At 74.8% G+C, this 23462-nt stretch carries 22 protein-coding genes; 15 read left to right on the forward strand and 7 right to left on the reverse strand.

Annotated elements, in window-relative coordinates; all coding sequences use genetic code 11:
- Positions 1-14: 14 nt before the first annotated feature.
- The 3 genes from AMPC_RS17105 to AMPC_RS17115 are packed head-to-tail and all read left to right on the forward strand — an operon-like array spanning position 15 to position 3312.
- On the forward strand, positions 15-986 hold the full coding sequence (locus tag AMPC_RS17105) for a fumarylacetoacetate hydrolase family protein (RefSeq protein WP_248342630.1): 972 nt from the start codon (positions 15-17) through the stop codon (positions 984-986).
- Positions 986-2158: a 4-hydroxyphenylpyruvate dioxygenase family protein gene (locus tag AMPC_RS17110; protein ID WP_248342631.1), complete on the forward strand. Its 1173-nt coding sequence runs from the start codon at positions 986-988 to the stop codon at positions 2156-2158. The genes AMPC_RS17105 and AMPC_RS17110 overlap by 1 nt, the downstream gene beginning before the upstream one ends.
- Positions 2155-3312, forward strand: a complete 1158-nt coding sequence (locus AMPC_RS17115; RefSeq protein WP_248342632.1) for a homogentisate 1,2-dioxygenase — start codon at positions 2155-2157, stop codon at positions 3310-3312. Before AMPC_RS17110 ends, AMPC_RS17115 begins: the two co-directional genes overlap by 4 nt.
- A 174-nt stretch (positions 3313-3486) precedes the next feature.
- Here the strand turns inward: AMPC_RS17115 and AMPC_RS17120 are convergent, their stop codons facing one another.
- Entirely contained in the window at positions 3487-4146 is a 660-nt protein-coding gene (locus tag AMPC_RS17120; RefSeq protein ID WP_248342633.1) for an alpha/beta hydrolase, read from the reverse strand.
- 99 nt (positions 4147-4245) lie between these two features.
- Here AMPC_RS17120 and AMPC_RS17125 point away from each other — a divergent pair, with 99 nt between their 5' ends.
- The gene (locus AMPC_RS17125) at positions 4246-4875 is read left to right on the forward strand and encodes a diheme cytochrome c-553 (protein ID WP_248342635.1); all 630 of its coding nucleotides are present in this window, start codon (positions 4246-4248) and stop codon (positions 4873-4875) included.
- An 83-nt stretch (positions 4876-4958) separates the two neighbouring features.
- Here AMPC_RS17125 and purQ read toward each other — a convergent pair whose 3' ends face one another.
- The 3 genes from purQ to AMPC_RS17140 all read right to left on the reverse strand — a co-directional run bounded on the left by purQ (position 4959) and on the right by AMPC_RS17140 (position 7243).
- Positions 4959-5615: a phosphoribosylformylglycinamidine synthase subunit PurQ gene (purQ, locus tag AMPC_RS17130; RefSeq protein WP_248342636.1), complete on the reverse strand. Its 657-nt coding sequence runs from the start codon at positions 5613-5615 to the stop codon at positions 4959-4961.
- Between the two features lie 9 nt (positions 5616-5624).
- Complete coding sequence (gene purS / locus AMPC_RS17135) at positions 5625-5870, reverse strand: phosphoribosylformylglycinamidine synthase subunit PurS (RefSeq protein WP_248342637.1); 246 nt, start codon at positions 5868-5870, stop codon at positions 5625-5627.
- A 101-nt stretch (positions 5871-5971) separates the two neighbouring features.
- A complete protein-coding gene (locus AMPC_RS17140; protein ID WP_248342639.1) occupies positions 5972-7243 on the reverse strand; it encodes a hypothetical protein in 1272 nt (423 codons plus the stop codon).
- A 62-nt stretch (positions 7244-7305) separates the two neighbouring features.
- Between AMPC_RS17140 and AMPC_RS17145 the strand changes: the two genes are divergently transcribed.
- The 5 genes from AMPC_RS17145 (at position 7306) to AMPC_RS17165 (ending at position 10346) form a co-directional block, all read left to right on the forward strand.
- Entirely contained in the window at positions 7306-8634 is a 1329-nt protein-coding gene (locus tag AMPC_RS17145; protein ID WP_248342641.1) for a hemolysin family protein, read from the forward strand.
- Positions 8631-9176, forward strand: coding sequence for a GNAT family N-acetyltransferase (locus AMPC_RS17150; protein WP_248342643.1), 546 nt, complete (start codon positions 8631-8633; stop codon positions 9174-9176). Before AMPC_RS17145 ends, AMPC_RS17150 begins: the two co-directional genes overlap by 4 nt.
- Before the next feature lie 24 nt (positions 9177-9200).
- Positions 9201-9494 carry a YciI family protein gene (locus AMPC_RS17155; protein WP_248342644.1) on the forward strand — a complete coding sequence of 98 codons (294 nt, stop codon included), beginning with the start codon at positions 9201-9203 and terminating at the stop codon, positions 9492-9494.
- 61 nt (positions 9495-9555) lie between these two features.
- On the forward strand, positions 9556-10014 hold the full coding sequence (locus tag AMPC_RS17160; RefSeq protein ID WP_248342645.1) for a hypothetical protein: 459 nt from the start codon (positions 9556-9558) through the stop codon (positions 10012-10014).
- Between the two features lie 32 nt (positions 10015-10046).
- Positions 10047-10346, forward strand: coding sequence for a hypothetical protein (locus AMPC_RS17165; RefSeq protein WP_248342646.1), 300 nt, complete (start codon positions 10047-10049; stop codon positions 10344-10346).
- 98 nt (positions 10347-10444) lie between these two features.
- Here the strand turns inward: AMPC_RS17165 and AMPC_RS17170 are convergent, their stop codons facing one another.
- The gene (locus tag AMPC_RS17170) at positions 10445-12586 is read right to left on the reverse strand and encodes an OPT family oligopeptide transporter (RefSeq protein WP_248342647.1); all 2142 of its coding nucleotides are present in this window, start codon (positions 12584-12586) and stop codon (positions 10445-10447) included.
- A 154-nt stretch (positions 12587-12740) separates the two neighbouring features.
- Between AMPC_RS17170 and AMPC_RS17175 the strand changes: the two genes are divergently transcribed.
- From AMPC_RS17175 to AMPC_RS17185, 3 genes are read left to right on the forward strand one after another with little or no spacing between them, the layout of a single operon-like run.
- Complete coding sequence (locus AMPC_RS17175; RefSeq protein WP_248342648.1) at positions 12741-14411, forward strand: HEAT repeat domain-containing protein; 1671 nt, start codon at positions 12741-12743, stop codon at positions 14409-14411.
- A 13-nt stretch (positions 14412-14424) separates the two neighbouring features.
- Positions 14425-15375 carry a ParA family protein gene (locus AMPC_RS17180; protein WP_248342649.1) on the forward strand — a complete coding sequence of 317 codons (951 nt, stop codon included), beginning with the start codon at positions 14425-14427 and terminating at the stop codon, positions 15373-15375.
- Between the two features lie 3 nt (positions 15376-15378).
- Positions 15379-16497: a hypothetical protein gene (locus tag AMPC_RS17185; RefSeq protein ID WP_248342653.1), complete on the forward strand. Its 1119-nt coding sequence runs from the start codon at positions 15379-15381 to the stop codon at positions 16495-16497.
- 217 nt (positions 16498-16714) lie between these two features.
- Here AMPC_RS17185 and sthA read toward each other — a convergent pair whose 3' ends face one another.
- The gene (gene sthA, locus AMPC_RS17190; RefSeq protein ID WP_248342655.1) at positions 16715-18169 is read right to left on the reverse strand and encodes a Si-specific NAD(P)(+) transhydrogenase; all 1455 of its coding nucleotides are present in this window, start codon (positions 18167-18169) and stop codon (positions 16715-16717) included.
- 72 nt (positions 18170-18241) lie between these two features.
- On the opposite strand from sthA, the gene dapC reads away from it, so the two are divergent.
- Genes dapC through dapE form a run of 3 tightly spaced genes read left to right on the forward strand, consistent with a single transcriptional unit; the run spans position 18242 to position 21316 of the window.
- On the forward strand, positions 18242-19393 hold the full coding sequence (gene dapC / locus AMPC_RS17195; protein WP_248342656.1) for a succinyldiaminopimelate transaminase: 1152 nt from the start codon (positions 18242-18244) through the stop codon (positions 19391-19393).
- Complete coding sequence (locus tag AMPC_RS17200) at positions 19390-20208, forward strand: 2,3,4,5-tetrahydropyridine-2,6-dicarboxylate N-succinyltransferase (RefSeq protein ID WP_248342657.1); 819 nt, start codon at positions 19390-19392, stop codon at positions 20206-20208. Before dapC ends, AMPC_RS17200 begins: the two co-directional genes overlap by 4 nt.
- A 28-nt stretch (positions 20209-20236) precedes the next feature.
- Entirely contained in the window at positions 20237-21316 is a 1080-nt protein-coding gene (gene dapE / locus AMPC_RS17205) for a succinyl-diaminopimelate desuccinylase (protein ID WP_248342658.1), read from the forward strand.
- A 303-nt stretch (positions 21317-21619) separates the two neighbouring features.
- On the opposite strand, the gene AMPC_RS17210 is transcribed toward dapE, so the two are convergent.
- The gene (locus tag AMPC_RS17210; RefSeq protein WP_248342660.1) at positions 21620-23278 is read right to left on the reverse strand and encodes a hypothetical protein; all 1659 of its coding nucleotides are present in this window, start codon (positions 23276-23278) and stop codon (positions 21620-21622) included.
- Positions 23279-23462 lie beyond the last annotated feature (184 nt).

Raw genomic sequence — 23462 nt, forward strand, 5'->3', positions numbered from 1 at the left:
CTTCCGGGAGGCGCATGCGGCTCGCGACGCTGCGGGACGGGACGCGGGACGGCCGCCTGGCGGTGGTCCGCGCCGACGGCGCCCGGCTCGCGAGCGCCGCCGAGGTGGCCCCGACGCTCCAGGCGGCGCTCGACCGCTGGGAAGAGCTCGCCCCCCGGCTCCGCGCCCTCTCGCGCGACCTCGACGAGGGACGGCTCGAGGGCGCGCCGGTGGAGCCGGCGAGGCTCTCGGCGCCGCTCCCGCGCGCCTACGAGTGGATCGACGGCTCCGCCTACCTGAACCACGTCCGGCTGGCGCGCCGGGCCCGGGGGGCCGAGCCGCCGCCCTCGCTCGAGACCGATCCGCTCGTCTACCAGGGCGGCTCCGGGGTGCTCCTCGGCCCCACCGACCCGCTGCGGCTCCTCGATCCCGCCTTCGGCCTCGACCTCGAGGGCGAGCTCTGCGCCGTGCTCGGCGACGTGCCGCTCGGCGCCTCGCCGGAGGCGGCGCTGCCCCTCGTGCGCCTCCTCTGCCTGGCCAACGACGTGACCTACCGGAACCTCGTCCCCGGCGAGCTCGCCAAGGGCTTCGGGTTCTTCCAGTCCAAGCCCGCCACCGCCTTCGCGCCCTTCGCCGCCACCCCCGACGAGCTCGGGGCGGCCTGGCGCGACGGGCGCGCCCACCTGCGCGTGCGCGCCCTCGTGGACGGCGCGCTCCTCGGCGACTGCGAGGCCGGACCGGAGATGCACTTCTCCTTCGCCGACCTCGCCGCCCACGCGGCGCGCACCCGCGCCCTCACCGCCGGCACGCTCCTCGGGAGCGGCACGGTCTCGAACGCCGATCCCTCGCGCGGGGCGCTCTGCCTCGCCGAGCGGCGCATGCGCGAGATCCTGGAGTCGGGCGCGGCCCGCACGCCCTTCCTGGCGCGCGGGCAGCGGGTGGTGATCGAGGCGCTCGACGCCGCGGGGCGGAGCGTCTTCGGCCGCGTCGAGCAGGAGGTGGTCTGATGGCCAAGGAATCCCTGGGCATCGTCCGGCTGGAGGCGATGCACTACTACGTCCACGACCTCGAGCGGAGCCGCCGCTTCTACACCGGGCTCCTCGACTTCGCCGAGACCGCCGCCTCCACGCGCGAGCTGGAGGTGGCCGGGCGGCAGCGCTCGGCGGTCTTCGAGGCGGGCCGGGTGCGGGTGATCTGCTCCGAGCCGGTGGGGGAGGGCGGGCGCGCCTGGCGCTGGCTGCGCAAGCACCCCGACGGCGTGGGCACGCTGGTCTTCGAGGTGGAGGACGCCGGGCGCGCCTTCCGCCTGCTGGAGGAGCGGGGCGGCACGCCCATCACCGACGTCCAGCGGCACGAGGACGAGGGGGGCGCGCTCGCGACCTTCAACATCGCCACCCCGTTCGGCGACACCACCTTCCGGTTCGTGGAGCGGCGCGGCCATCGCCAGCCCTTCCCCGGGATGCGCTGGCACGACGCCCCGCGCGGCGGGAAGAACGCCTTCGGCTTCGGCGAGGTGGACCACGTCACCTCCAACTTCGAGACCATGAAGCCGGCGCTCCTCTGGATGGAGCACGTGCTCGGGTTCGAGGAGTTCTGGGAGGTGGAGTTCCACACGGCCGACGCGGCCGGCAGCGAGGCCCGGCGCCGGGCGATGCAGGCGCACGGCTCCGGGCTGCGCTCGGTGGTGATGCGCGACCCGGCGAGCGGGGTGAAGTTCGCCAACAACGAGCCCTGGCGCCCCGCCTTCAAGAGCTCGCAGATCAACCTGTTCCACGAGGACCTGCGCGGGGACGGCGTGCAGCACGCCGCGCTCACCGCCGCCGACATCCTCACGGCGGTCCGCGGGATGCGGGCGCGCGGGCTCGAGTTCATGCCCACGCCGCCCACCTACTACGAGGCGCTCCCCGAGCGGCTGAAGGCGCTCGGGGTGGGGGCCATCGCCGAGGACCCGGCGGAGCTGCGCGAGCTCGAGATCCTGGTGGACGGCGGCGCGCCCGGCAGCTACCTGCTCCAGATCTTCCTCAAGGACGCGGCCGGGATGTACCGCGAGCCCGCCGCCGGGCCGTTCTTCTACGAGATCATCCAGCGCAAGGGCGACCAGGGCTTCGGCGCCGGCAACTTCCGCGCGCTCTTCGAGAGCATCGAGCGCGAGCAGGAGCGGGAGGGGCGCGCGCCGTGATCGCCCGGCTGCAGATGGGCGAGGTGCCGCCGAAGCACCACCTCGCCTTCCGCGACGCGGAGGGGCGGCTCCGCTACGAGGAGGCCTTCACGCGCCAGGGGTTCGACGGCCCCTACACGCTCGCGTACCACGTGAACCGCCCGCACCCGAGCCGGCCGCTCCCGCCGCCGGAGGCCTTCCCGCTCCCGGTGGCCGTGCCGCCGCGGCCACTCCTGCGGCGCCACTACCGGAGCCAGGACCTCGCGCAACCGGGCGGCCCGCCCTCGCGGGCCCGGCTCCCGCTCCTCTTCAACGAGGACGTCGCCATCTCGGTGGCCGCGCCCACCGCGGAGGACCCGGCCTACTTCTCGAACGGCGACGGCGACGACCTCTGGTTCGTGGCCGAGGGGGGCGGGCTCCTCCGGACGGCCCTCGGCGACCTCGCCTTCGGCGCGGGCGACTACGTCCTCGTGCCGCGGGGGCTGCTGCACCGGTTCCTGCCCGGCGACGGGCCGCAGCGCTGGCTCGCGCTGGAGCTCGCGGGCGGGGTGGGGCTGCCGCGGCAGTGGCGGAACGAGGCGGGGCAGCTGCGGATGGACGCGCCCTACTCGCACCGCGACTTCCGCGCCCCGGCGTTCCAGGGGCCGCGCGACGAGGGGATCCGCGAGCTCCGGGTGAAGCGTGGCGGCGCCTTCCACGCCTACCAGCTCGAGCGCTCGCCCCTCGACGTGGTCGGCTGGGACGGCGCGGTCTACCCGGTCGCGTTCCAGATCCGCGACTTCCAGCCGCGGGTCGGGCTCGTGCACCTGCCGCCCACCTGGCACGGCACCTTCGCGGCGCGCGGCGCGCTCGTCTGCAGCTTCGTGCCCCGGCCGCTCGACTTCCACCCGCAGGCGGTGCCCTGCCCGTACCCCCACGCCTCGGTGGACGTGGACGAGGTGATCTTCTACGTGAGCGGCGAGTTCACGAGCCGCCGCGGCGTCGGGCCCGGCTCGATCTCGCACCACCCGGCCGGCGTGATGCACGGCCCGCACCCCGGCGCCTACGAGGCGTCGATCGGCCAGAAGGCGACGAGCGAGGTGGCGGTGATGCTCGACTGCTACCGGCCGCTCGCGCCGACCCCGTTCGCGCTCGGGGTGGAGGATCCGGGGTACCACGAGAGCTTCTCCGAGTGATCGGTCCGGCCGCCCCTCCCCGCCCGGCGGGGAGGGAGCGCAACGCGGCGCTCCGAGCGCGCGCCTGGGTGTCGCCTCTTCCCCTCTCCCGCGCCAGCGGGGGAGGGCCAGGCAGGGGGCGCGGCGGACGCGAGGCGCGGGCCACGGAGCGGGCGCGGCGACCGCGAGGCGCGGTCACGGCGGCGGCGCGGCGACCGCGACCCCCGCCTCGGAGAGCGCCCACCGCAGCGCCTCCTCGCAGGCGCGCTGGTACTCCGGCAGCTTCTCGGTGAAGAGGTGCGTCGCCCCGCCCACCTGCACGAGCTCGCGCGGCGCCGCCGCGCCCTGGAGGAGCTCGCGCACGGCCTCCGGCGCGCCGAACTCGTCCCGCTCCGCCTGCACCACCGCGAGCGGCTTGGGGCACGATCGCAGCAGGTCGAGCGGCCGGTCCATCAGCTCCCGGAGCGCCACGCCCGCGCAGACCACGGCGCGCACCGCCTCGTCGCCGGCGCCGGCCTTGAGCGCCACCCAGGCGCCGAACGAGAAGCCGCAGGCGAGCCGCGGCAGGTCGGGGCGCCGCGCGGCCACGAGCGCGAGCGCGGCGCGCGCGTCGTCGGTCTCGCCGTGCCCGTCGTCGTAGGCGCCGGCCGAGAGCCCCACGCCGCGGTAGTTGAACCGGAGCGTCACGCCGCCGAGCGCGCGCACCGCCTTGGCGAGCCGGAAGGTGGCGTGGTTGTGCAGGGTGCCGCCGAAGCGCGGGTGCGGGTGGCAGACCACCGCGGCGAAGCGCGGGTCGGCCGGCTCCTCCCAGAGTGCCTCGAGACGCCCCGCGGGGCCTTGGAGCTCGACCTGCATGGACCAAGCATAATCCCGCCGCGGCGGCCCCACCGAGGGCGATGACGGCGGCGCGCCGGCCGCCCAGATCCAGCGCTCCCCGAACCCGGAGGTCCACGGATGCGTCCTCTCCCGCTGCTCGCCGCCGCCCTCGCCGTCAGCGCCGCCTTCCCCGCCCTCGCCGCCGGCAAGCCCGCCAGGCCGCCCGGCAAGACCCAGCTCATCCAGCGCGGGGGCTACCTCGTCCGCGTCGCCGGCTGCCACGACTGCCACACGCCGATGCGCTTCGACAAGGAGCTGGGCGCCCCGGTGCCGATGATGGAGCGGATGCTCTCCGGCCACCCCGCCGACGCCCCCGACCCGGTCGGCAAGTACGCCCAGGGCGACATGGGCGTGATGGGGGCCACCATGACGAGCTTCGCCATGCCGTTCGGGATCGTCTACGCGCCGAACCTCACGCCCGACGTGGAGACGGGGCTCGGGCGCTGGACCGAGCAGCAGTTCATGGGGGCGCTGCGGACGGGCCGGCACATGGGGCTCGAGGACGGCCGCCCGGTGCTCCCGCCCATGCCCTGGCCCAACCTCGCCGCCGCCACCGACGAGGACCTCCGGGCCATCTGGGCCTACCTCCGGTCGATCCCGCCGGTGAAGAACCAGGTCCCGGAGAACAAGGTGACGCCGGAGGCGATCGCCGAGCTCGAGAAGGTGGCCGGGAAGATGGAGGCGATGATGGCGAAGGCGAAGAAGTAGCCGCGGGCGCGCGGCCTTCCCCTCTCCCGCGAAGCGGGGGAGGGCGAGGGAGGGGGCGCGGACCTCGCGGCCCGCCCCCCGCCTCAGCCCAGCAGCGACCGGAAGAGCGCGATCCCGTCGTCGCAGCCGAGGATGGCCTCGGCGGCGCGCTCGGGGTGCGGCATGAGCCCGACCACGTTGCGCCGCGGCCCGCCGCTCACGCCGGCGATGTCGCGGGAGGAGCCGTTCGGGGCGCCGCCGGCGTACTTGAAGGCCACGAGCCCCTCGCCCTCGAGCCGGTCGAGCGTCTCCGGGTCGGCGAAGTAGTTGCCCTCGGCGTGCGCCACCGGCATCCGCAGCGTCTTGCCCACCAGCCCGCGCGTCAGCGGGGTCTCGTGGCCGGTCACCGCCACGCGCACGTCCTCGCAGATGAACTTGAGCGAGGCGTTGCGCATGAGCACGCCGGGGAGCAGCCCCGACTCGCAGAGAATCTGGAAGCCGTTGCAGATCCCGAGCACCGGGCCGCCGCCCCGGGCGAAGGCGACCACGTCCTCCATGACCGGGGAGAAGCGGGCCAGCGCGCCGCAGCGCAGGTAGTCGCCGTAGCTGAAGCCGCCGGGGAGGATCACCGCGTCGAGCCCGGCCGGGAGCCGGTCCTTGTGCCAGACGTAGTGGGCCTCGGCGCCGCAGGCGTGCTTCACCACGTGGTAGACGTCGTGGTCGCAGTTCGAGCCGGGGAAGGTGACGATGCCGACGTTCATCGCGGCCCTCTAGAGCTCGATCCGGAAGTCTTCGATGACGGTGTTGGCGAGGAGCTTGCGGCACATCTCCTCGAGCCGCGCCTTCTCGTCCGCCGGGGCCGCGCCCTCGCGGAGCGCCACCTCGATGAACTTGCCGAGCCGGACGTCGGCGACCTCGTCGTAGCCGAGGGCGTGGAGGGAGCGGGCCACCGCCGAGCCCTGGGGGTCGAGCACCCCGCGCTTCAAGGTGACGTAGACGCGAGCCGTCTTGGGCATAGGCACGGCTTTATAGCAGAAACGGCCGCTCCGTCAGCCTCGACGGCGCCGACGCGACGCCCGGCCGCCTGCCCCGGCGGCGCCGGCAGCCCGGGCCTGCCCTACCGCATCGACTCGAGCGCCCCGCGCAGGAGCGCCGGCACCCGGATCTCGCGGCGGTGGGTGACGACCTCGGCCGCCGCCGCCACGAGGTAGGCCCAGGCGATGAGCGTGTGCGCCGAGACCGCGGTCCCGCTGAAGCCGTCCGTGTGCGGGAAGAGGTCCACCGGCCCCTTGTAGAAGAACTGGAGCAGGAACAGCCCCAGCATCACGTAGGCGTTCACGCGCGTGAACCGCATCTTGAGCAGGCAGGCGACGCCGTAGGCCGTGGTGGCGAAGGAGAGGAAGACCTCGGTCTTGTGCAGCGGGTCCATGGGGATGGCCTGCGCGTGCCCGGCCGAGACGGCGAAGGCGATCGGGATCATCGCCACGAGCGCGGTGAACTGGTTCACCGTGGACGAGACCATGTTGAGGAGCGCCATCGGGGCGAGCCGGACGGTGCGCGACCAGTAGACCGCGGTCACCTTCTCCGGGAACTCGGTGAGGAACGGCGCCACCCACTGCACGAAGGCGAACTCGGACACGCCGACCGCCACGGCCACGTCCTTCATGGCGCCGAGGAACGGCTCGGCCACCGCCCACATCACGCCGCCGCCGAGGAGGAACAGCCCGTAGATGACGAGGCGGCCGCCGCGGCTCGCGCCGGTCTCGGCGAGCAGGCGGGGCGGCGGGATGAGGTCCTCCATGTCCTCCTCGTCCTCGCAGGGGAGCCGGTTGAGGGTCCAGAGGTAGAGCGCGAAGCCGCCGCCCAGCACCGCCGAGTCGAGCAGCGAGAGGGTGCCCTTCCAGATGAGCACCAGGTACCAGGAGGACGCGAGCAGGAGCGCCAGCACCTCCACCACGTGCTCGCCGCGGAGCGTGAGGGCCTCGAGCGGGCGGCCGTGCTTGCGCCGGTGGTAGAAGTCGGTGACGAAGAAGATGAGCGGCCAGCCGAAGCCGGTGAGGAGCCGGTTCGAGCCCGAGGCGTTCGCGAAGACGAGGTCGAGCTGGCCCGTCTTGCCCGCCTGCCAGGCGATGACCGCCTCCACCATGAACTCCGGGACCACCTGCAAGAGCGCGATGAGCGCCACCGCGAGCCCCTGGGACATGAAGAACTGGGCCGCCTCGGCGCCCCAGCTGATGAGGAGCGCCGCCGCGATGACCGCGGAGAAGCAGAGCGTCGCGGCGAGGCCCGCCGGGAAGGCGGTGAGGTGGACGGCGGCCGAGGCGACGCCCGAGAAGATGGCGAGGCCGATCATGAAAGCCGCCGTGCGGCGGCGCTGGTCGGGGGTCACGGCGCGGAGCTAACACGTTCGGCACCGGGCCGCAAAGCCCGTTCGGTGTTATGGTCCGGTTCGTGAATGCGGACCTCGCACCGGAGGTGCTGTGGCCCGTCGCCGCGGCCGGCGCGCTGCTCGCGCTCCGCTCCCTCCTCGCCGGCTTCGAGGCGGCCATGGTCGCGGTCGGCCTGCCGCGCGCGCAGGAGCTGGCGGCGGCGGCCGGCGCCAGCTCCCGGGCGCGGCGCCTCCTGCCGCTCCTCGCCGACCCCGAGCCGACGCTGGCCGCGGTGCGCCTCGTGGGCACCGGCTGCTCGCTCGCGGCCGGCGCGCTCGCGGCCTTCGCCGGGGCGGAGCTCCTCCCCGGCGCCCGCGCCGCCGGCGTCGCGCTCCTCGTCGCCGCCGCCACGCTGCTCTCCGTCGCCCTCTCCGCCGGCGCCCGCGCGCTCGGCTCGCACCACGGCGAGCCCACCGCGCTCGCCCTCGCGCCCGCCGTCGCCGCCGTGCGGCTGGCGCTCGGCCCCGTCGGGCGGCTGCTCTCCGGGCTGGTGCGCCCCCTCGCCGGCAGCCCGGGCCGCTACACGCTGCCCCCGCCGCCGCTCGAGGAGATGGAGCGGGCCCTCGCCGCGCTCGCCGAGGCCCGCGGCGGCGCCTCGGGGCAGACCACGAGCGACCTCATCCACGCGGTCTTCGAGTTCCGCGAGAAGACGGCGCGCGACGTGATGGTGCCGCGCACCGAGGTGGTGGCGGTGGACGAGGACACGCCGGTGTCCGAGATCATCCGGCTCCTCGCCGAGGAGGGGCACTCGCGCGTGCCGGTCTACCGGGAGAGCCTCGACCGGATCGTCGGCTTCCTGCACGCCCGCGACCTCGTCCCCCTGCTCGCCAACCCCGGGCTCATCGTGCTGCGCGATCTGGTGCGGCCGCCGCACTTCGTCCCCTGGTCGAAGCCGGTCGAGCAGCTCCTGCGCGAGATGCAGCGGCTCCACCTGCACATGGTGGTGGTGGTGGACGAGTACGGCGGCGTGATGGGCATCTGCACCATCGAGGACGTGCTCGAGGAGATCGTCGGCGAGATCGACGACGAGTTCTCGGTCGAGCAGGGCCGGCACGTCGAGACCCACCCCGACGGCAGCTACACCGTGCTCGGCGAGACGCCGGTCTCCGAGTTCAACCGCTCGGCGCAGGCGGAGCTGCCGGAGGACCAGGACTACGAGACGGTGGCCGGCTTCCTCAACGCGCTCGCCGGCGCCATCCCCGCCGCGGGCGATCGCTTCTTCTGGCGCGGCTGGCTCTTCACGGTGGCGGAGGCCGACCCGCGCCGGGTCACCAAGCTGCGCGCGGTGCGGGTGAAGCGCCCGGGCGAGGTGGCCGGCGGCACGCCCTCCGCGGCGGAGCGCCCCGCGTGACCGGGGCGCCGCTCGAGGGGGCGCGGGTCCGCCTGCGGCCGCTCGTGCGCGCCGACGCGCCGGCGCTCGCCGGGTTCGTGAACGAGCCCAGCGTCCGCCGCACCGCGCTCCTCGCCGGCCCGGTGTCGGTGCGGGACGAGGAGGAGTTCGTGCTCCGGGTCCGCGCCTCCACCGTGGACGCCGTCTTCGGGATCGAGACGCTCGACGAGCGGCGCCTCGTCGGCGTCACCGGGCTCCACGCCATCGACCGGACCTCGCGCGCGGCGCAGTTCGGCATCTTCATCGGCCTCCCGGCGCTCTGGAACCGCGGGCTCGGGACCGACGCGACGCGGGTGGTGGTGCGCCACGGCTTCGAGGCGCTGCAGCTCCACCGCATCTGGCTGCACGTCTTCTCCGAGAACCTGGCCGGCGTCCGGTGCTACGAGAAGGTCGGCTTCGTGCGGGAAGGGCTCCTGCGCGAGGCCGTGTTCCACGAAGGGCGCCACCACGACCTCGTCACCATGGCGCTGCTCCGGCGCGACTGGCCCGGCGCCGGCGCCTGAACCTCCCACCCCCAGGAGTCTCCCGTGTACGCCATCGCCATCGTCCGCTACCGCAAGCCGCTCGAGGAGGTCGTGAAGGTCCAGGACGCGCACCGCGCCTACCTGCGCGGCCTCAAGGAGCAGGGCACGCTCCTCGCGTCCGGGCCGCTCGACCCGCGCAACGGCGGCGCCCTGCTGCTCCGGGTGCCGGACGAGGCCCCGCTCGCGGCGCTCGACGCGGTGCGGGACGGCGACCCCTTCTGGCAGCAGGGGATCGCCCAGTACGAGCTCCTGCCGTGGGTCCCGGGCATCGGCAAGGACGACCTCGACCGGCTCTAGCGGGGCGCCGCCACCGGCCGCGGCCGGCGGCGCCGCGCGCGGGCGTCCCTACCTTGCGCTCATGGCGACCAGCTCCGTGCAGCGCGGGATGCCCGTGCGCGACCTCGACGGCCGCCTGCTCGGCCGGGTGAGCCGCCTGGACGAGTGGGGGCTCGAGTACGAGAAGGGGCTGCTCTTCAAGCAAGGCGGCGTCGCGCCGTGGCGGGAGGTCCACGCGCTCCGGGACGGCACGGTGGTCCTCGCCCGCAGCGAGCGGGCGCTCTTCCAGCTCGCCGCCGGCCAGATCCCCGACACCTGGCGCGGCTCGGAGCCGCCGCCGGTGGTCGGGCCGCTCGAGTCCGTGGTCCCCGGGACCGCGCACCCCACCACCGTCGTGCTCGGCCCCAAGGACGAGTTCCCCCGCGAGCCCGTGCTCCCGGAGACGCTCGAGCTGCCGCTCACCTGGGAGGAGGAGCGCCGGTACGTCGCCTCGCGGGGCCAGAGCCTGCACGAGCCCCCGGGGACCGGCGTCCACGATTAGGGGTGGCTAGCTTCCCGGGAGGAGGCACCACCATGGCCAAGAAGACCGGAGAGCCGGGCGCCGCCGGCGGCAGGGGCGACCACGAGCTGAGCGACGTGCTCGCCCAGCCGGGCGCCGACCTGCCCTTGCCCACCGACCCGGTGCGCACCGCGCACGGCACCGTGCAGCCCACCGACGAGGAGCAGGAGTGGGAGCGCGCCCACCAGCCGCCCGCGCCCGGGACCGCCGGCACCTTCCGCGAGGAGGGCGAGGCGGCCGAGCGGTCGGCCTCGGGCAACCGCGAGCTGGAGGCGCCGGGGAAGCCGAGCGAAGGCCCGGGCTACGACTCCTGAGCGGAGCCGTGGCGGGCCAGGAAGCCCTCCCTCCCCGCTCGGGCGGAGAGGGCTGGGGGCCGCGAGCGCCGGGGGCGCGCCGCCCAGCGCGGCTGCGCTCACCCCTCCGCGGCCGCCTGCGCCCCTGCCCGCCGCCCTCGCGCCGCCCGGTACAGGTAGAAGGCGGCGACCGCGAACGGCGCCACCGCGACGAGGTCCTCGAGCGGACCTTCCCCGAGCGCGCGGAGCGCGAGCTTGTCGGAGAGCCCGGTGACCGTGAGCGCCGCGATGGCGATCCCGGTGAGCGCGTCGCCCGCGATCATGCCGCTCGCCGCGAGCGTGGCCCGCTCGTCGGCCTCGGCGTGCCGCGCCGGGTCCTTCACCCGCCGGGCGAGGAGCAGCGAGACCAGCCCGCCGAAGACGAGCGGCGCGCTGGTGGTGATGGGCAGGTAGAGCCCGATGGCGAAGGTGAGCGGCGAGACCTTGAAGACCGCCCAGGCCACCACGCAGATGGCCACGCCGAGCAGCATGAGCCGCCACGGCAGCCGCCCCTCCATGACGCCGCGGACGATGGTGGCCATCAGCCGCGCCTGCGGCGCCGGCAGGAGCTTCGAGCCGAGCCCGTAGGCGGCGTCGAGGAGCAGGAGCACCGACCCCGCCCGCAGCGCCGCGGCCACCGTGCCGATCATCTGCCCGACCTGGAGGTGGGCCGGCGCGGTGCCGATGAGGGCGCCGGTCTTGAGGTCCTGCGCGAGATCGCCCGACATCGAGATGGTGATCGACACCACCGCGCCGACCAGGATGACCATGGTCATGGTCTCCGGCCCGGTCCGGCCGAGGACCTTGAAGAGCACCGTGGTGGCGAGGAGGGCGGTGATCACCATGCCGCTCATCGGCTGCGAGGTGGTGCCGATGAGCCCGACCATGCGGGCCGAGACCACCACGAAGAAGAAGCTGAACACCACCGCGACCACGGTGCCGAGGAGGTCGAGCCCGAGCTGCGGGACGAGCCAGAGCCCGAGCGAGAGGAGCAGCGCGCCCCCGAGCACCACCGGGATGGGGAGGTCGCGGTCGTTGCGGGGGAGCGACGACCGCGAGAGCCAGGAGAGGCTCCAGGTGGCCGCGAAGGCGATCGCGGCGACGATGCCCGCCATGAGCGCGGCGTCCCCGGCGCCGAGCTTCTCCCAGACCGGCACGCCGCCGATGGCGAGCGCCGGGACGGCGCGGAGCCCCGCCGAGAGGACCGCGAAGAGCCCGAGGGCGAGGAGCGCCGGCCGGACCAGGCCGAGCCCGCCCGCGCCGCCCGCCCGCTTCGCGCCGTCGCCGCCCGCGCCGATGGCCGCGAGCCCGCCGCGGAAGGAGGAGCCGATGGTGGGGAGCGCGCGCAGGAGCGAGACCATGCCGCCGAAGGCGACGCCGCCCGCGCCGACGTAGCGCACGTACTCGCTCCAGAGGCTGTGCTCGCCGCCCAGGGCGCTCCAGCCGGCCGCCTCCGGCGCGACCCCGAGCGCGGCGCCGAGGCCGGTCCCGGCGGCGGCGTCGAAGAAGGGGATGAGGACGCAGAACCCGAGCACGCCCCCGGCCAGCATCTCGCCCGCCACCCGCGGGCCGATGAGGTAGCCGACGCCGAGCATGAGCGGCGAGAGGTCGAACCCGATGGTCGCCTTGTGGAGCGCGGCGAAGGTCCAGGTGACCGAGTCCTTCCAGAGCGAGAAGGCGCCGGTGGCGAGCTTGTAGCCGATGCCGACGAGCCCGCCGAGGATGACCGGGCGCGCGGTGGTGCCGCCCTTGTCGCCGGCGATGAGGACCTTGGCGCAGGCGGTGCCCTCGGGGAAGGGGAGGGTGCCGTGCTCCTCCACCATGAGCCCGCGGCGGAGCGGGATCATCATGAGCAGGCCGAGGAGCCCCGCCACCGCGCCGAGCAGGAAGATCTGGAACGGCGAGAGCCGGACGCCGAGGAAGAGCAGCGCCGGCAGGGTGAAGATCACGCCCGCCGCCACCGACTCGCCGGTCGAGCCGACGGCGTGGGTGACGTTGTTCTCGAGGATGGTGCCGTTCTTGAAGATCCCGCGGAGCACCGCCATCGAGAGCACCGCGCTCGGGATGGAGGCCGAGACGGTGAGCCCGATGCGGAGCCCCACGTAGGCGTTCACCATCCCGAAGACGATCGAGAGCAGCACCCCGAGCGCCACCGCCCGGAAGGTGAAGTCGCGCAGGACGCGGTCGGGCGGGACGTAGGGGACGAGGGGCTTCGGCGACATGTTCCGCCTGTAGCACGAAACGGGGCGGCCGCCGCGATTGCCTTTCGGATCCCGCTCTTCTATGCTCGGCCCCACGCAAGATCTCGGGATCACGGAATGATCCCGGCAACCGGGGGCAGGTGGAAGGCAGGCCGTGGCGGGCGAAGGAGGGCGGGTGAGCGGCAATCCGGAGGAGCTGCTGCGCAGCACGCTCGAGAAGATCGTCTTCTTCGAGTGCCGCGTGGAGCAGCTCAAGGCGGAGCTGGAGACGGCGCGCAGCCTGGCGGCGCGCGCCCAGGGCGAGGCGACCCGATCGCGGCAGCGCGAGGTGGAGCTCTCGCGGGCGGCCGCCGAGGCGCGCGCCCAGCTCGCCGACGCCCAGTCCAAGAACGCCGAGCTCCTCGAGCGGGTGCGCCTGCTCGAGGGCGAGCGCGCCCGGTTCCTCTCCGGGCTCATCGAGCAGGCGCGGGTGCAGGGCGCGCCGGGGGCCGAGGGGGACGACGGCGAGGGCGGCGCCGAGCTGGCCGGCTTCATCGCCGAGCTGCGGGCCGAGAACGTGCGGCTCGAGCGCTGGAAGCAGGCGGCGCTCTCCGCCGGGATCGCGCTCGACGACGGCGGGGCCGCGCCGCTCGCCTCGCTCCGCGCCGCGCCGGCGCCGCTCGAGCAGGTCGCGGCCCGCTTCGAGGAGGAGGGGCGCACCGCGGTCTCGGCCGCGGAGGCCCGCACCCTCGAGAGCACGCTGCCGACCCGCGCCGACCGCGCCCTCTACGAGGCCTCGATGGACGACCTCGCCTCGGCCGACGCCGGGGCGCGCCGCCGGGCCGCCGACTGCCTCAAGGCGCTCGCGTCCAGGGCCGCCGCGCCGCTCGTGGCCGCCGCGCTCGGGCGCGAGCGGGACGAGGGCGTCAAGATCGCGCTCCTCGGCTCCATCGCCGCCCTCGCCGGCGACGAGGCGGTGGACCTCGCCGCGCGCGAGCTCCAGGACCACCGGCCCGCCGTCCGCGCCGCCGCCCTCGAGGCGGTGAACGCGCTCGCGAAGGGCCGGGCGGAGCCGCACCTCGCCGGCGCGCTCGGCGACCCGAGCCCGCTCGTGCGCCGCCGGGCCGCGCTCCTGCTCGGGTTCGTGCCCGGGCCCGGCGCGGACGACGCCCTCGCCTCGGCGCTCCTCGACCAGGACGCCGGCGTGGCGCGCGCCGCGGTGTCGGCCCTCTCCGGCCGGCCCAGCGCCCGCGCGCAGGGCGCGCTGGCCCGCGCCGTGGACCACCGGGACCCGACGGTCCGCGCCGCCGCCGCCCGCGCCGTGGCGCGCTGGGCCGGCGAGGTGGTGGACGTCACCGGCACCGAGGCCGACCGCCGCCGGGCCGCCCGGCGCATCTCGGAGAAGCTGGCCGGGATGACCGGCGAGGCGCTCCGGGGCGCGGTGATGCGGACCGCCCGCGCCCCGGTGAGGCCCGCCTCGACCCCTCCCCCCGCGCGCGGGGAGAGGGAGAGCCTCGTTTCGGCCCCCGCGGCTTCCACTTCAGTGGCTTCCGCTTCCGCGGCGCCCCCGCGCCCCGCGCAGCCCACCCTCCCCGCCGGAGGGGGGGAGGGCCGGGGAGGGGTGGCGCCTGCCGCCCGCGAAGCCGCCCCCGCCCCCCGCCGCGCCCCCGTCCACGCCGCCTCTCCCGCCGCCCGGGCCCTCATGACCGCGGTGCTCGGGGAGGTGCGCGCCAGCCTGCGCGGCGAGACCGTCGCCGGGATCACCTCGTCCCTCTCCGCCGAGCCCCTCGAGGTGGAGGCCGCCCTGCGCGCGCTCGTGGCGCAGGGAGCGCTGGTGGCCCGCGGCCCGCGCTTCTTCATGAGCTAGGAGCCAAGGATTCATGGAGAACATCCGCTACACGCCCAAGCGCTTCGCCGAGGTCCTGGGGATCACCCAGAAGGCCCTCTTCGAGGCCGTGGGCCGGAGCGACGCCTACAGCCCCGACGACCTCGCCGCGGCGCGCGCGCTCCTGCACCGCGCCCCGCCGAAGCAGCCGGTCCGGCACCAGCTCTTCCTCAACTTCAAGGGCGGCACCGGCAAGACCAGCCTCTCCACGAGCTACGCCTTCCGGCTCGCCGAGCGCGGCCACCGGGTGCTGGTCATCGACCTCGACAGCCAGGGCCACGCCACGAAGTGCCTCGGCAAGGAGGGCGGCAGCTTCCAGCACACGCTCTACGACGTGCTGGTCCGCAAGACGCCGCTCTCGCAGGTGACGGTGGCGACGGGCATGCCGAACCTCTCGCTCGTCCCGTCGAACCTCAAGATGAGCACCATCGACCTCGCGCTCATGCCGATGGCCGGGCGCGAGTACCGGCTGCGCAAGGCGCTCGAGGAGGCCGCGAGCCAGTACGACTACGTGGTCATGGACGCGCCGCCGTCGTTCGGGCTCCTGAACCTCAACGCCATCATGGCGGCGACCGACCTCGTCATCCCGGTGCTGGCCGACTTCCTCTCCTACGACGGGCTCCGGCTGCTCTTCGAGACCCTGCAGGACCTCGAGACCGACCTGTCGCACCAGCTCGAGAGCATCTCGATCGTGGTGAACGCCTACAACCAGACCTTCAAGATCGCCCGCGAGGCGCTCTCGGCGCTGAAGGAGCACTACCCCGAGTACCTGCTCGGCAGCGTGATCCGGCAGTGCACCAAGTTCGCCCAGGCGTCGAGCGAGGGCTGCCCGATCTTCGGCTACGACCCCGACTCGAAGGGCGCGGCCGACATCGAGGCGATGCTCGACGAGGTCCTGCGGAAGATCGGCAACACGGGCGCCCAGGCGGGCGCGGCTGGAGCGTAAGAGATGAGAAAGGCCTTCGACGCCAACGTGCCCAAGCTGAAGCCGCGCCTCAAGGGCGTGGGCTCGGTGGTGAGCCTCGCCGGGAGCGAGCCGGCCCAGCCCGAGCCGGAGCTCCCGATGCCCACGGTCGAGGAGGAGGAGGCCGCGCCGGTCCCCGCCGAGGCGCCGCCGGTGAGCTTCGCGGAGCCCTCGCCGGCCGAGCTGCTCGCGACCGCGGCCGCGGAGGTCGCGCCGGCCGAAGTCGCCGCCCCGGCGCCCGAGGTCATGCGAGCGCCGGCGCCGACCGCCGCGCCGATTCCCCTCCCCGCCGGAGGGGGGGAGGGCCAGGGAGTGGTGGCGCCCGCCGCCACCGCGCTGCCCGAGGCGCCCGCGGCCAGGGTCGCCGCACCGGCCGCCGCTCCCGCGCCGCCCGCAGCCGCCGCCGCGCCGCAGCCGCCGCCCCCGCCCGGCTCCCTCGAGGACCGCCGCGCTCGCCTCGAGCGCGTGAAGCGCCGGGTGGCCGACGCCGCGCGCACCCCGCGCCCGGTCCCGGCCGCGCCGGCCGAGCCGGGGCGCGCCGCCGAGAGCGCGCTCTCGCTCGTGCAGGAGCTCGAGGCCCAGCTCTCGCGCGCCCGCGAGACCGAGGCCGCGCTCCGCGCCGACCTCGACGAGGCCCGCGGCGAGGTGGCGCGCGGCGCCGTCGAGCTGCGCGAGGCCGCCGGCCGGGGGGAGGAGCTCACCCGCCAGCTGGAGGAGAAGCGGGCGGTCCTCTCCGAGCTGCTCGCCGAGATGAACGCGCTCGAGGCCGAGCGCGACGAGGCGGTGGAGCGGGCGCAGGCCCTCGCCGCCATCGACGAGGAGCGGCAGTCGCTGCTCGACGCGCTCGGCACCCGGGTGGAGGAGCTGGAGAAGCGGGGCGAGGAGGCGCGCGCCGAGCTGGAGCGGCTCTCCGACGACCTCGACCAGCGCGCCTCCGACGGCGCGCGGCTGCGCGCCGCGCTGGCCCAGGTCACGCGCGAGCGGGACGACCTCTCCCGCGAGTCGGCGCAGATCCGCCGCGAGCGCGACGAGCTCGCCGAGACCAAGAAGGCGCTCGAGCAGGTGCACCAGGCGCTGGCCCAGGCCCGCTCGCGGCTGGGCTGAGGGGCCGCGGCACCGCGGATCGCCCCTCCCCATCCCTGCCCGCCCGGCGGGGAGGGTGTGCCGCGCGGCGCTTCGTTCCCCGCAGGGCCTGGCGAGCCGCCGAACACTCATCCGCGGCGGGCTGGAGACGCTGCGCCCCGCGTGACCCGAGGCATCCCCCCTCCCGCGGAGCGGGGGAGGGCGAGGGAGGGGGTGAGACCCGCCAAGCCCGGCGGCGCTACCCCGCCTTCTCCACCGCCCGCGGCTTCGCCGCCGCGGTCCCCTCGGCGCTGGCGGGGCGCCAGCTCTTGATCTTGTCGAGCGCGTCGTAGGCCGCGTACTTGTAGGCCTCGCCGAGCGTCGGGTAGTTGAAGACGGCGTGGATGAAGTAGTGCAGGTCCCCGCCGAGCGCGATGACGGCGGTGCCGAGGTGCACCAGCTCCGACGCGTTCGGGCCGATGCAGTGCACCCCGAGCAGCGCCTGGTCCGTCGGCGACGCGATGAGCTTCAGGAACCCGACCGCCTCGCCGATGAGGTTGGCGCGGGCGTTGTCCACCAGCCGCGCGTGCCCGACGACGTAGGGGATCCCCTTCGCCTGGAGCGTCTCCTCGGTCTCGCCGACCGAGCTCACCTCGGGGATGGTGTAGATGCCGACCGGGAGCAGGTCGGTGAGCTTCTGCTTGTAGGAGTGGCCGGCGGCGTGGGTCATGGCGACGCGCGCCTGCTCCATGGCGGTGGCCGCGAGCCCCGGGAACCCGACCACGTCGCCCGCCGCGTAGATGTGCGGGACGGTGGTCTGGTAGTTCTCGTTCACCTTGAGCAGGCCGCGCTCGCTCGCCTGCAGCCCGGCCGCCTCGAGGTTCAGCGACTCCACGTTGCCGATGCGGCCCGAGGCGACGAGCACCTTCTCGCAGACCAGCCGCGAGCCGTCGTCGAGGGTGATGAGCACGTCCCGGTCGCCCGGCTCGAGCTTCGTCGCCCGGCTCTCCTGGTGCAGCTCCACGCCCGCCATGGCGAGCAGGTCCTGCAGGGCGCGCGAGACCTCGGCGTCGAGGAAGGTGAGCAGCCGGCTCTTGCTGTCCACCAGCGTCACGTGGACGCCCAGGGCGGCGAAGATGGAGGCGTACTCGCACCCGGCCACGCCGCCGCCCAGGATGGCGAGCGAGCGCGGCACCGCGCTCATCATCAGGATCGAGTCGGAGTCGTAGATGCGCGCGTGGTCGAAGGCGACGTTCGACGGGTGGAAGGGGCGCGTGCCGGTGGCGACGAGGATGGTGTCGGCGGTGAGGGTCTGGGAGGAGCCGTCGGGGATGGTGACCTGCAGCCGGTGCGGATCGACGAAGCTGGCCGTCCCGCGGAAGGTCTCCACGCCGAAGTCGTTGAGGTGGTTCCGGATGCGCGAGTGCTCGCGGGCGGTGACGAGGCCCCGGCGGCCCATCAGCTCGGGGATGGTGACGGCCCCGGACACGTGCAGCTCGATGCCGTGCGCGTCGCGGCTGCGGGCCTGCTGGATGGCGAGGGCGGTCTCGCGCAGGGCCTTGGAGGGGATGGTGCCGGTGTTGGCGCAGGCGCCGCCGGGCACGGCCTCCTTCTCCACGAGCGCGACCTTCTTGCCGAAGAACGCGGCCTGGGTGGCGCCGCGCTCGCCTGCCGGGCCGCTGCCGATGACGACGACGTCGTAGTGGAGTGCCATTCGATCTCCTCGGTGACCCGCTTATAATGCCTTTTACCCCCGCCGACGACGAAGTTGGAGCCTCCGCCACCCGTGAAGAATCCCCCGAAGAACCCGGTCCTCGACGCCCTGGCCACGAACCTGATGGTCCAGACGGAAGAGAAGAAGCGCGCGCTCGCCCGGGCGGGCAAGCGGCTCTTCGACTTCGGCCTCGGCGACCCCCGCGAGCCGACCCCCCCCTTCATCCGCGAGGCGCTCCGCGCCGCGGTGCCGGAGAGCTCCCAGTACCCGAGCGCCGCCGGCACCCCGGCCCTGCGCGCGGCGGTGGCCGGCTACCTCGATCGCCGCTTCGGCGTGAAGCTCGACCCGGACCGGCAGATCGTCCCGGCGACCGGCGCCAAGGAGACCATCTTCCACCTCCCGCTCGCCTTCGCGGCCCCCGGCGGGCGGCGCAAGGTGGTGCTGCCCGACCCCGGCTACCCCACCTACGAGGCCGGCGCGCGCTTCGCGGGGCTCGAGCCGGTGAAGCACCCGCTCACCGCGGCGCGGCGCTTCCTGCTCGAGCCGGAGGACGTGGGCGAGGAGGTGCTGCGCGACACCCTCTTCTTCTGGGTGAGCTACCCGCACAACCCGACCGGCGCGGTGGCGCCCCGCGACTACCTCGAGCGCGTGGCGCGGGCGGCGCTGCGGTACGGCTTCATCGTCCTCTCCGACGAGTGCTACGCCGACGTCTACTTCGGCGAGAAGCCGCTCTCGATGCTCGAGGTGCAGGTGGAGAACGTCCTCGCCATCCACTCCTGCTCGAAGCGGAGCGGCATGACCGGGTACCGCAGCGGCTTCGTCGCCGGCGACCCCGACCTGGTGGCCCTGCTCAAGCGGACCCGGCCGCACATCGGCGCCGCCTCGCCCGACTTCGTGAACGCGGCCGCCACCGCCGCCTGGGGCGACGACGCCCACCCGGCCGAGCGGCGCGAGATCTTCCGCCGTAAGCGCGACCTCTTCCTCTCCTTCTTCGCGCGCCACGGGCTCTCCTGCGAGGGCTCCGACGCCACCCTCTACCTCTGGGTGCGGGTCCCCCCGGGCCACGGCTCCGAGTCCTACGCGCTGCGCCTCCTCGAGGAGGGTATCGTGGTCTCCCCCGGCACCGCCTTCGGCGCCGGGGAGGGCTACGTGCGCGTCTCGCTGGTCCCCACGCTGTCCGAGTGCGACGAGGCCATCGCGGCCTGGTCCAAGGTGAAGCCATGAACGACTGGAAGCAGCACGAGGAGCTCGTCACCGCCGCCTTCGCCGACCGGGCGAGGCTGCCGGCCGCGCGCGAGGCGGTGCTCGCGGTGGTGGAGGCGCTCGACAAGGGCGCCCTCCGCGTGGCCGAGAAGCGGGGCGGCGAGTGGCAGGTGAACGCCTGGATCATGCAGGCCATCAACCTCTACTTCGGCGTCGCCGGCATGGAGACGAAGGAGTACGGGCCGTTCGAGACCCGCGACAAGGTGCCGCTCAAGCACGGCCTCGAGGAGGCCGGCGTGCGGCTCGTCCCCGGCGGCATCGTCCGCTACGGCTCGTACGTCGCGCCGGGCGCGGTGGTCCTCCCCGGCTTCGTGAACATCGGCGCCCGGGTCGGCACCGGCACCATGGTGGACACCTGGGCCACCGTCGGCTCCTGCGCGCAGGTGGGCGAGAACTGCCACCTCGCCGGCGGCGTCGGGATCGGCGGCGTGCTCGAGCCGCCCGGGGCCCGGCCCAACATCATCGAGGACGGCTGCTTCATCGGCAGCCGCTGCATCATCGTGGAGGGCACGCTGGTCGAGGAGGACTGCGTCCTCGGCGCCAACACCGTGATCACCGGCTCCACGCCCATCATCGACGTCACCGGCAAGGAGCCGGTGATCTACAAGAAGCGCGTCCCGGCCCGGTCGGTGGTGATCCCCGGCACCCGCGCCAAGGAGTACCCGGCGGGCACCTACCAGATCCCGTGCGCCCTCATCGTCGGCCGGCGCAGCGCGTCCACCGACAAGAAGGTCTCGCTCAACGACGCGCTGCGCGAGTTCGAGGTGCAGGTCTGATGGCGGCGCGAGGCGGGCGGGGGGCGCCGTGACCCTGGCCGAGGCGCTCGCCGCCCGGACCGAGGCGCTGTGCGCCGTCCGCTCGCCCATCGGCGAGGAGCGGGCCCTCTGCGACGAGGTGGAGCGGCAGGTCCGCGGCCGCTTCGCCGAGGTGCGGCGGGTGAAGAACTCGCTCGTGGTCCTCGCCGACGGCGCCGCGCCCTCCGGCCGGCCGCTCGTGGCCCTCTGCGGCCACCTCGACACCGTGCCCATCCACGCCGAGGACGAGGGGCGCTTCCCTCGCCGCGAGGGCGGGCGGCTCTACGCGCCCGGCGCCTCCGACATGAAGGGCGGGGTGGCGGTGGCGCTGGAGCTCGCCGAGCGGCTCCCGGCCGCGGAGCGCTTCTGCGACCTCGCCCTCGTGCTCTACAGCCGCGAGGAGGGGCCGTTCGAGGAGAACGAGCTCGGCGACGTGCTGCGCGAGGTCCCGGAGGTCTCCCGCGCGGCGCTCGCCCTCTGCCTCGAGCCGACCGACAACGCGCTGCAGCTCGGCTGCGTCGGCTCGATGCACGCCACGCTCCGGTTCACCGGGCGCTCGGCCCACTCGGCCCGGCCCTGGCAGGGCGAGAACGCGGTCCACAAGGCGGGCGAGCTGCTCCGGCTCCTGCACCGGCTCCCGTTCCACGCGGTCCACGACGGCGGCCTCGAGTACCGCGAGGTCATGAGCGTCACCCGCATCGAGGGCGGCCGGGCGCGCAACGTCGTGCCCGACCAGTGCACGGCGAACCTCAACTTCCGCTTCGCGCCGGGCCGCTCGCTCGACTCGGCCGCGGCCGAGGTCGAGGAGCTCGCGCGGCGCGTCGGCGCCGAGGCGACCATCACCGATCGATCCCCGTCCTGCCCCTCCTACGCGGATCACCCGCTGGTGCGGCGGCTGCGCGAGCGGAGCGGCGCCCGGCTCGAGGCGAAGCAGGCCTGGACCGACGTGGCCCGGCTCGCGCAGGCGGGCGTCCCGGCGGCGAACCTCGGCCCGGGCGCCACCGCCCAGGCGCACCAGGCGGGCGAGTGGCTCGACCTCGCCGAGCTCGAGCGGAGCTACCTCATGCTGGAGCGGTTCCTGCGGCCCTGACAAGGCCCGCGGGCCGGCGGAGTGGGGTCTCTCCGGGCCCGCGAGCGCAGCGGCCGCCGGACCCGTGCGGGCGGGCGGCCGTCCTCCGTTGCCGTGGAGGATCGCTGCCCGCACATGAGACGACGGCGGCGCCGCCGGGTGAAGCGGTCACGCAGGTTGCCGCCTCGTGAGGATCTCCGGACCGGCTGACCCGGACGCAGAGGGCCCGGGATCCCCCGTGAGGACCCCGGGCCCGCCTGCGGGCCCGCGCGGGAGCGGGGTCGCCACGCCGCTCGAGCGCAGGCCACTCGCGTGCCGCCCCGGCTAGAGCGCCGGCCAGCAGCGCACCATGAACGGCACCAGCGCGTAGTTGGTCGCGACGGTCGGCGTCGCGGCGGTGTTCGGGTCGCTGGCGGTGAGCACGAAGTAGTAGCTCACGATCGGGCTCGCCTTCCGGGAGCAGGCCGGGACCGTCCAGGTGAACGCGCCCGGCTGACCCTCGACCGGCGCCGGCTCCGGCATCACCCAGCCGGGCGTGGGCAGCTCGTCGAGGTCGAGGTCGAACGGGTTGAAGGTGAGCTTCGCCACCCTGGCGTCGTAGCTCAGGTCGGCCGCGGAGGAGGTCGAGGGCGCGATGGGAGCGCCGGCGATCGAGAGGTGGACGAGGTCGCCCGGCTCGACGTCGTACGGCGTCGCGCCGGCCTCGACGATCTCGGGCCCGAAGCCGATCGGGTCCGGCAGGACGTTGAGCGCGAGCGCCGAGGTGGTCTCGCCCTCCTCGGCGGCGGTGGTGCCGCCGCGGCCGTCGGTGAGGAGCAGCCTCACCTCACAGGTGGCGGACGCGGGCGCCTCGGCCGGCGCCGTGACCACGGTCGAGAGCAGCGGGTACTCGCCCTTCGCGTTCCGCGACAGCATGCCGGCGGCGGGATCGAAGGTGGCGCCGCAGTCGCTCTTCCACGCGAACCGGAGGACGTCGCCGTCGAGGTCGTTCACGCTCGCCTCCACGACCGTCTCCTGGCCGGGCTCGATCTGGCCGCCCTGCGCCAGGCCGGCGCCGCCGATGGCGTACGGCGCGCGCAGGAAGTTCACGTCCGGCCAGTGGTTCAGGTCGGCGGTGAAGGAGACGCTCTTCTTGGCCGAGAGCGTGGAGAGGGTGACGCCCATGGTCAGGTGCGAGGTGGTGCTGGCGGTCCCGCCGGCGGAGCTCGCGTGCTGGTCCGTCACGGCGAGGGTGATGTTCACCGGGATGGCCTGATCGACGAGCTTCGCGGCCGTGCAGGCGGCGAGCTCGGGGACGATGGCCTTGGGGAACCAGTACGCCAGCAGCTTGCCGCCCTGCGGGACCTTCCCGGAGTCGCGCTCGACGGCCTTGCCGGTCTCCGGATCGACGACGAAGAACTGGCCGCACACGTCGGCCGCCCACTGGAACGTCATCGGGTCGCCGTCCTCGTCGCGGACGTCGGCGTAGAGCACCAGCACCGAGTCGCCCACCACCTCGCTGCGCGGGACGAGCAGGTCCACGAGCTTGAGCACCACGTCGAGGTCGTTGTGCGACGCCGCGAGCCCCTTGATGAGCGGCGCGTGGTCGTCGAAGGTGATCGAGTCGTCCTGGTCCTGCTGCATCACCACGAAGGCGTCGTAGTCACCGAGCCGCGTGATCTCGAGGGCCACGCTGCCCCGGAAGTGCCGGCCGCTCTCGGCGGCCTCCGCGCTGAACGTGCAGGAGCCCACCGGGACCTTGCCGAAGATCGCCTCGTAGAGCTGGGTCCGGCCCTTGTACGCCGTGAGGCTGCTCTGGTAGTCGGGCCCGATCCCGCCCGTGCAGGCCACCGAGAAGGTCGCCGTCTCCGCGCCGAGGAGGAGCGCGTCCCCCTGCGCCAGCACCCGCACCGTCGCGCCGGCCTGCTGCGAGCTGCTCGCGCCGCACGCGGCCAGCGCCGCCGCCGCGAGCGCTCCGGCTGCCCACTTCACGAAAGACGTCATGTGCCGAACCCCCCTGGTTCGTTCGCGCCGCCCAGGTGGCGCGCGCGGCCCGGCGCGGCGGCCCGGTCTCGCGCCGGCTTGCGGGGGCGGGACCGTGCTGCGGGCGCTGGCGGGCGCGATGAGAGCGCCGGGCGCGCCGGTGCGTAAAGGTGCCGTGTGGGGGCGCGAGTGCACGCAGGGTCAA

The organism is Anaeromyxobacter paludicola (assembly GCF_023169965.1).
GTDB classification, from domain to species: domain Bacteria; phylum Myxococcota; class Myxococcia; order Myxococcales; family Anaeromyxobacteraceae; genus Anaeromyxobacter_B; species Anaeromyxobacter_B paludicola.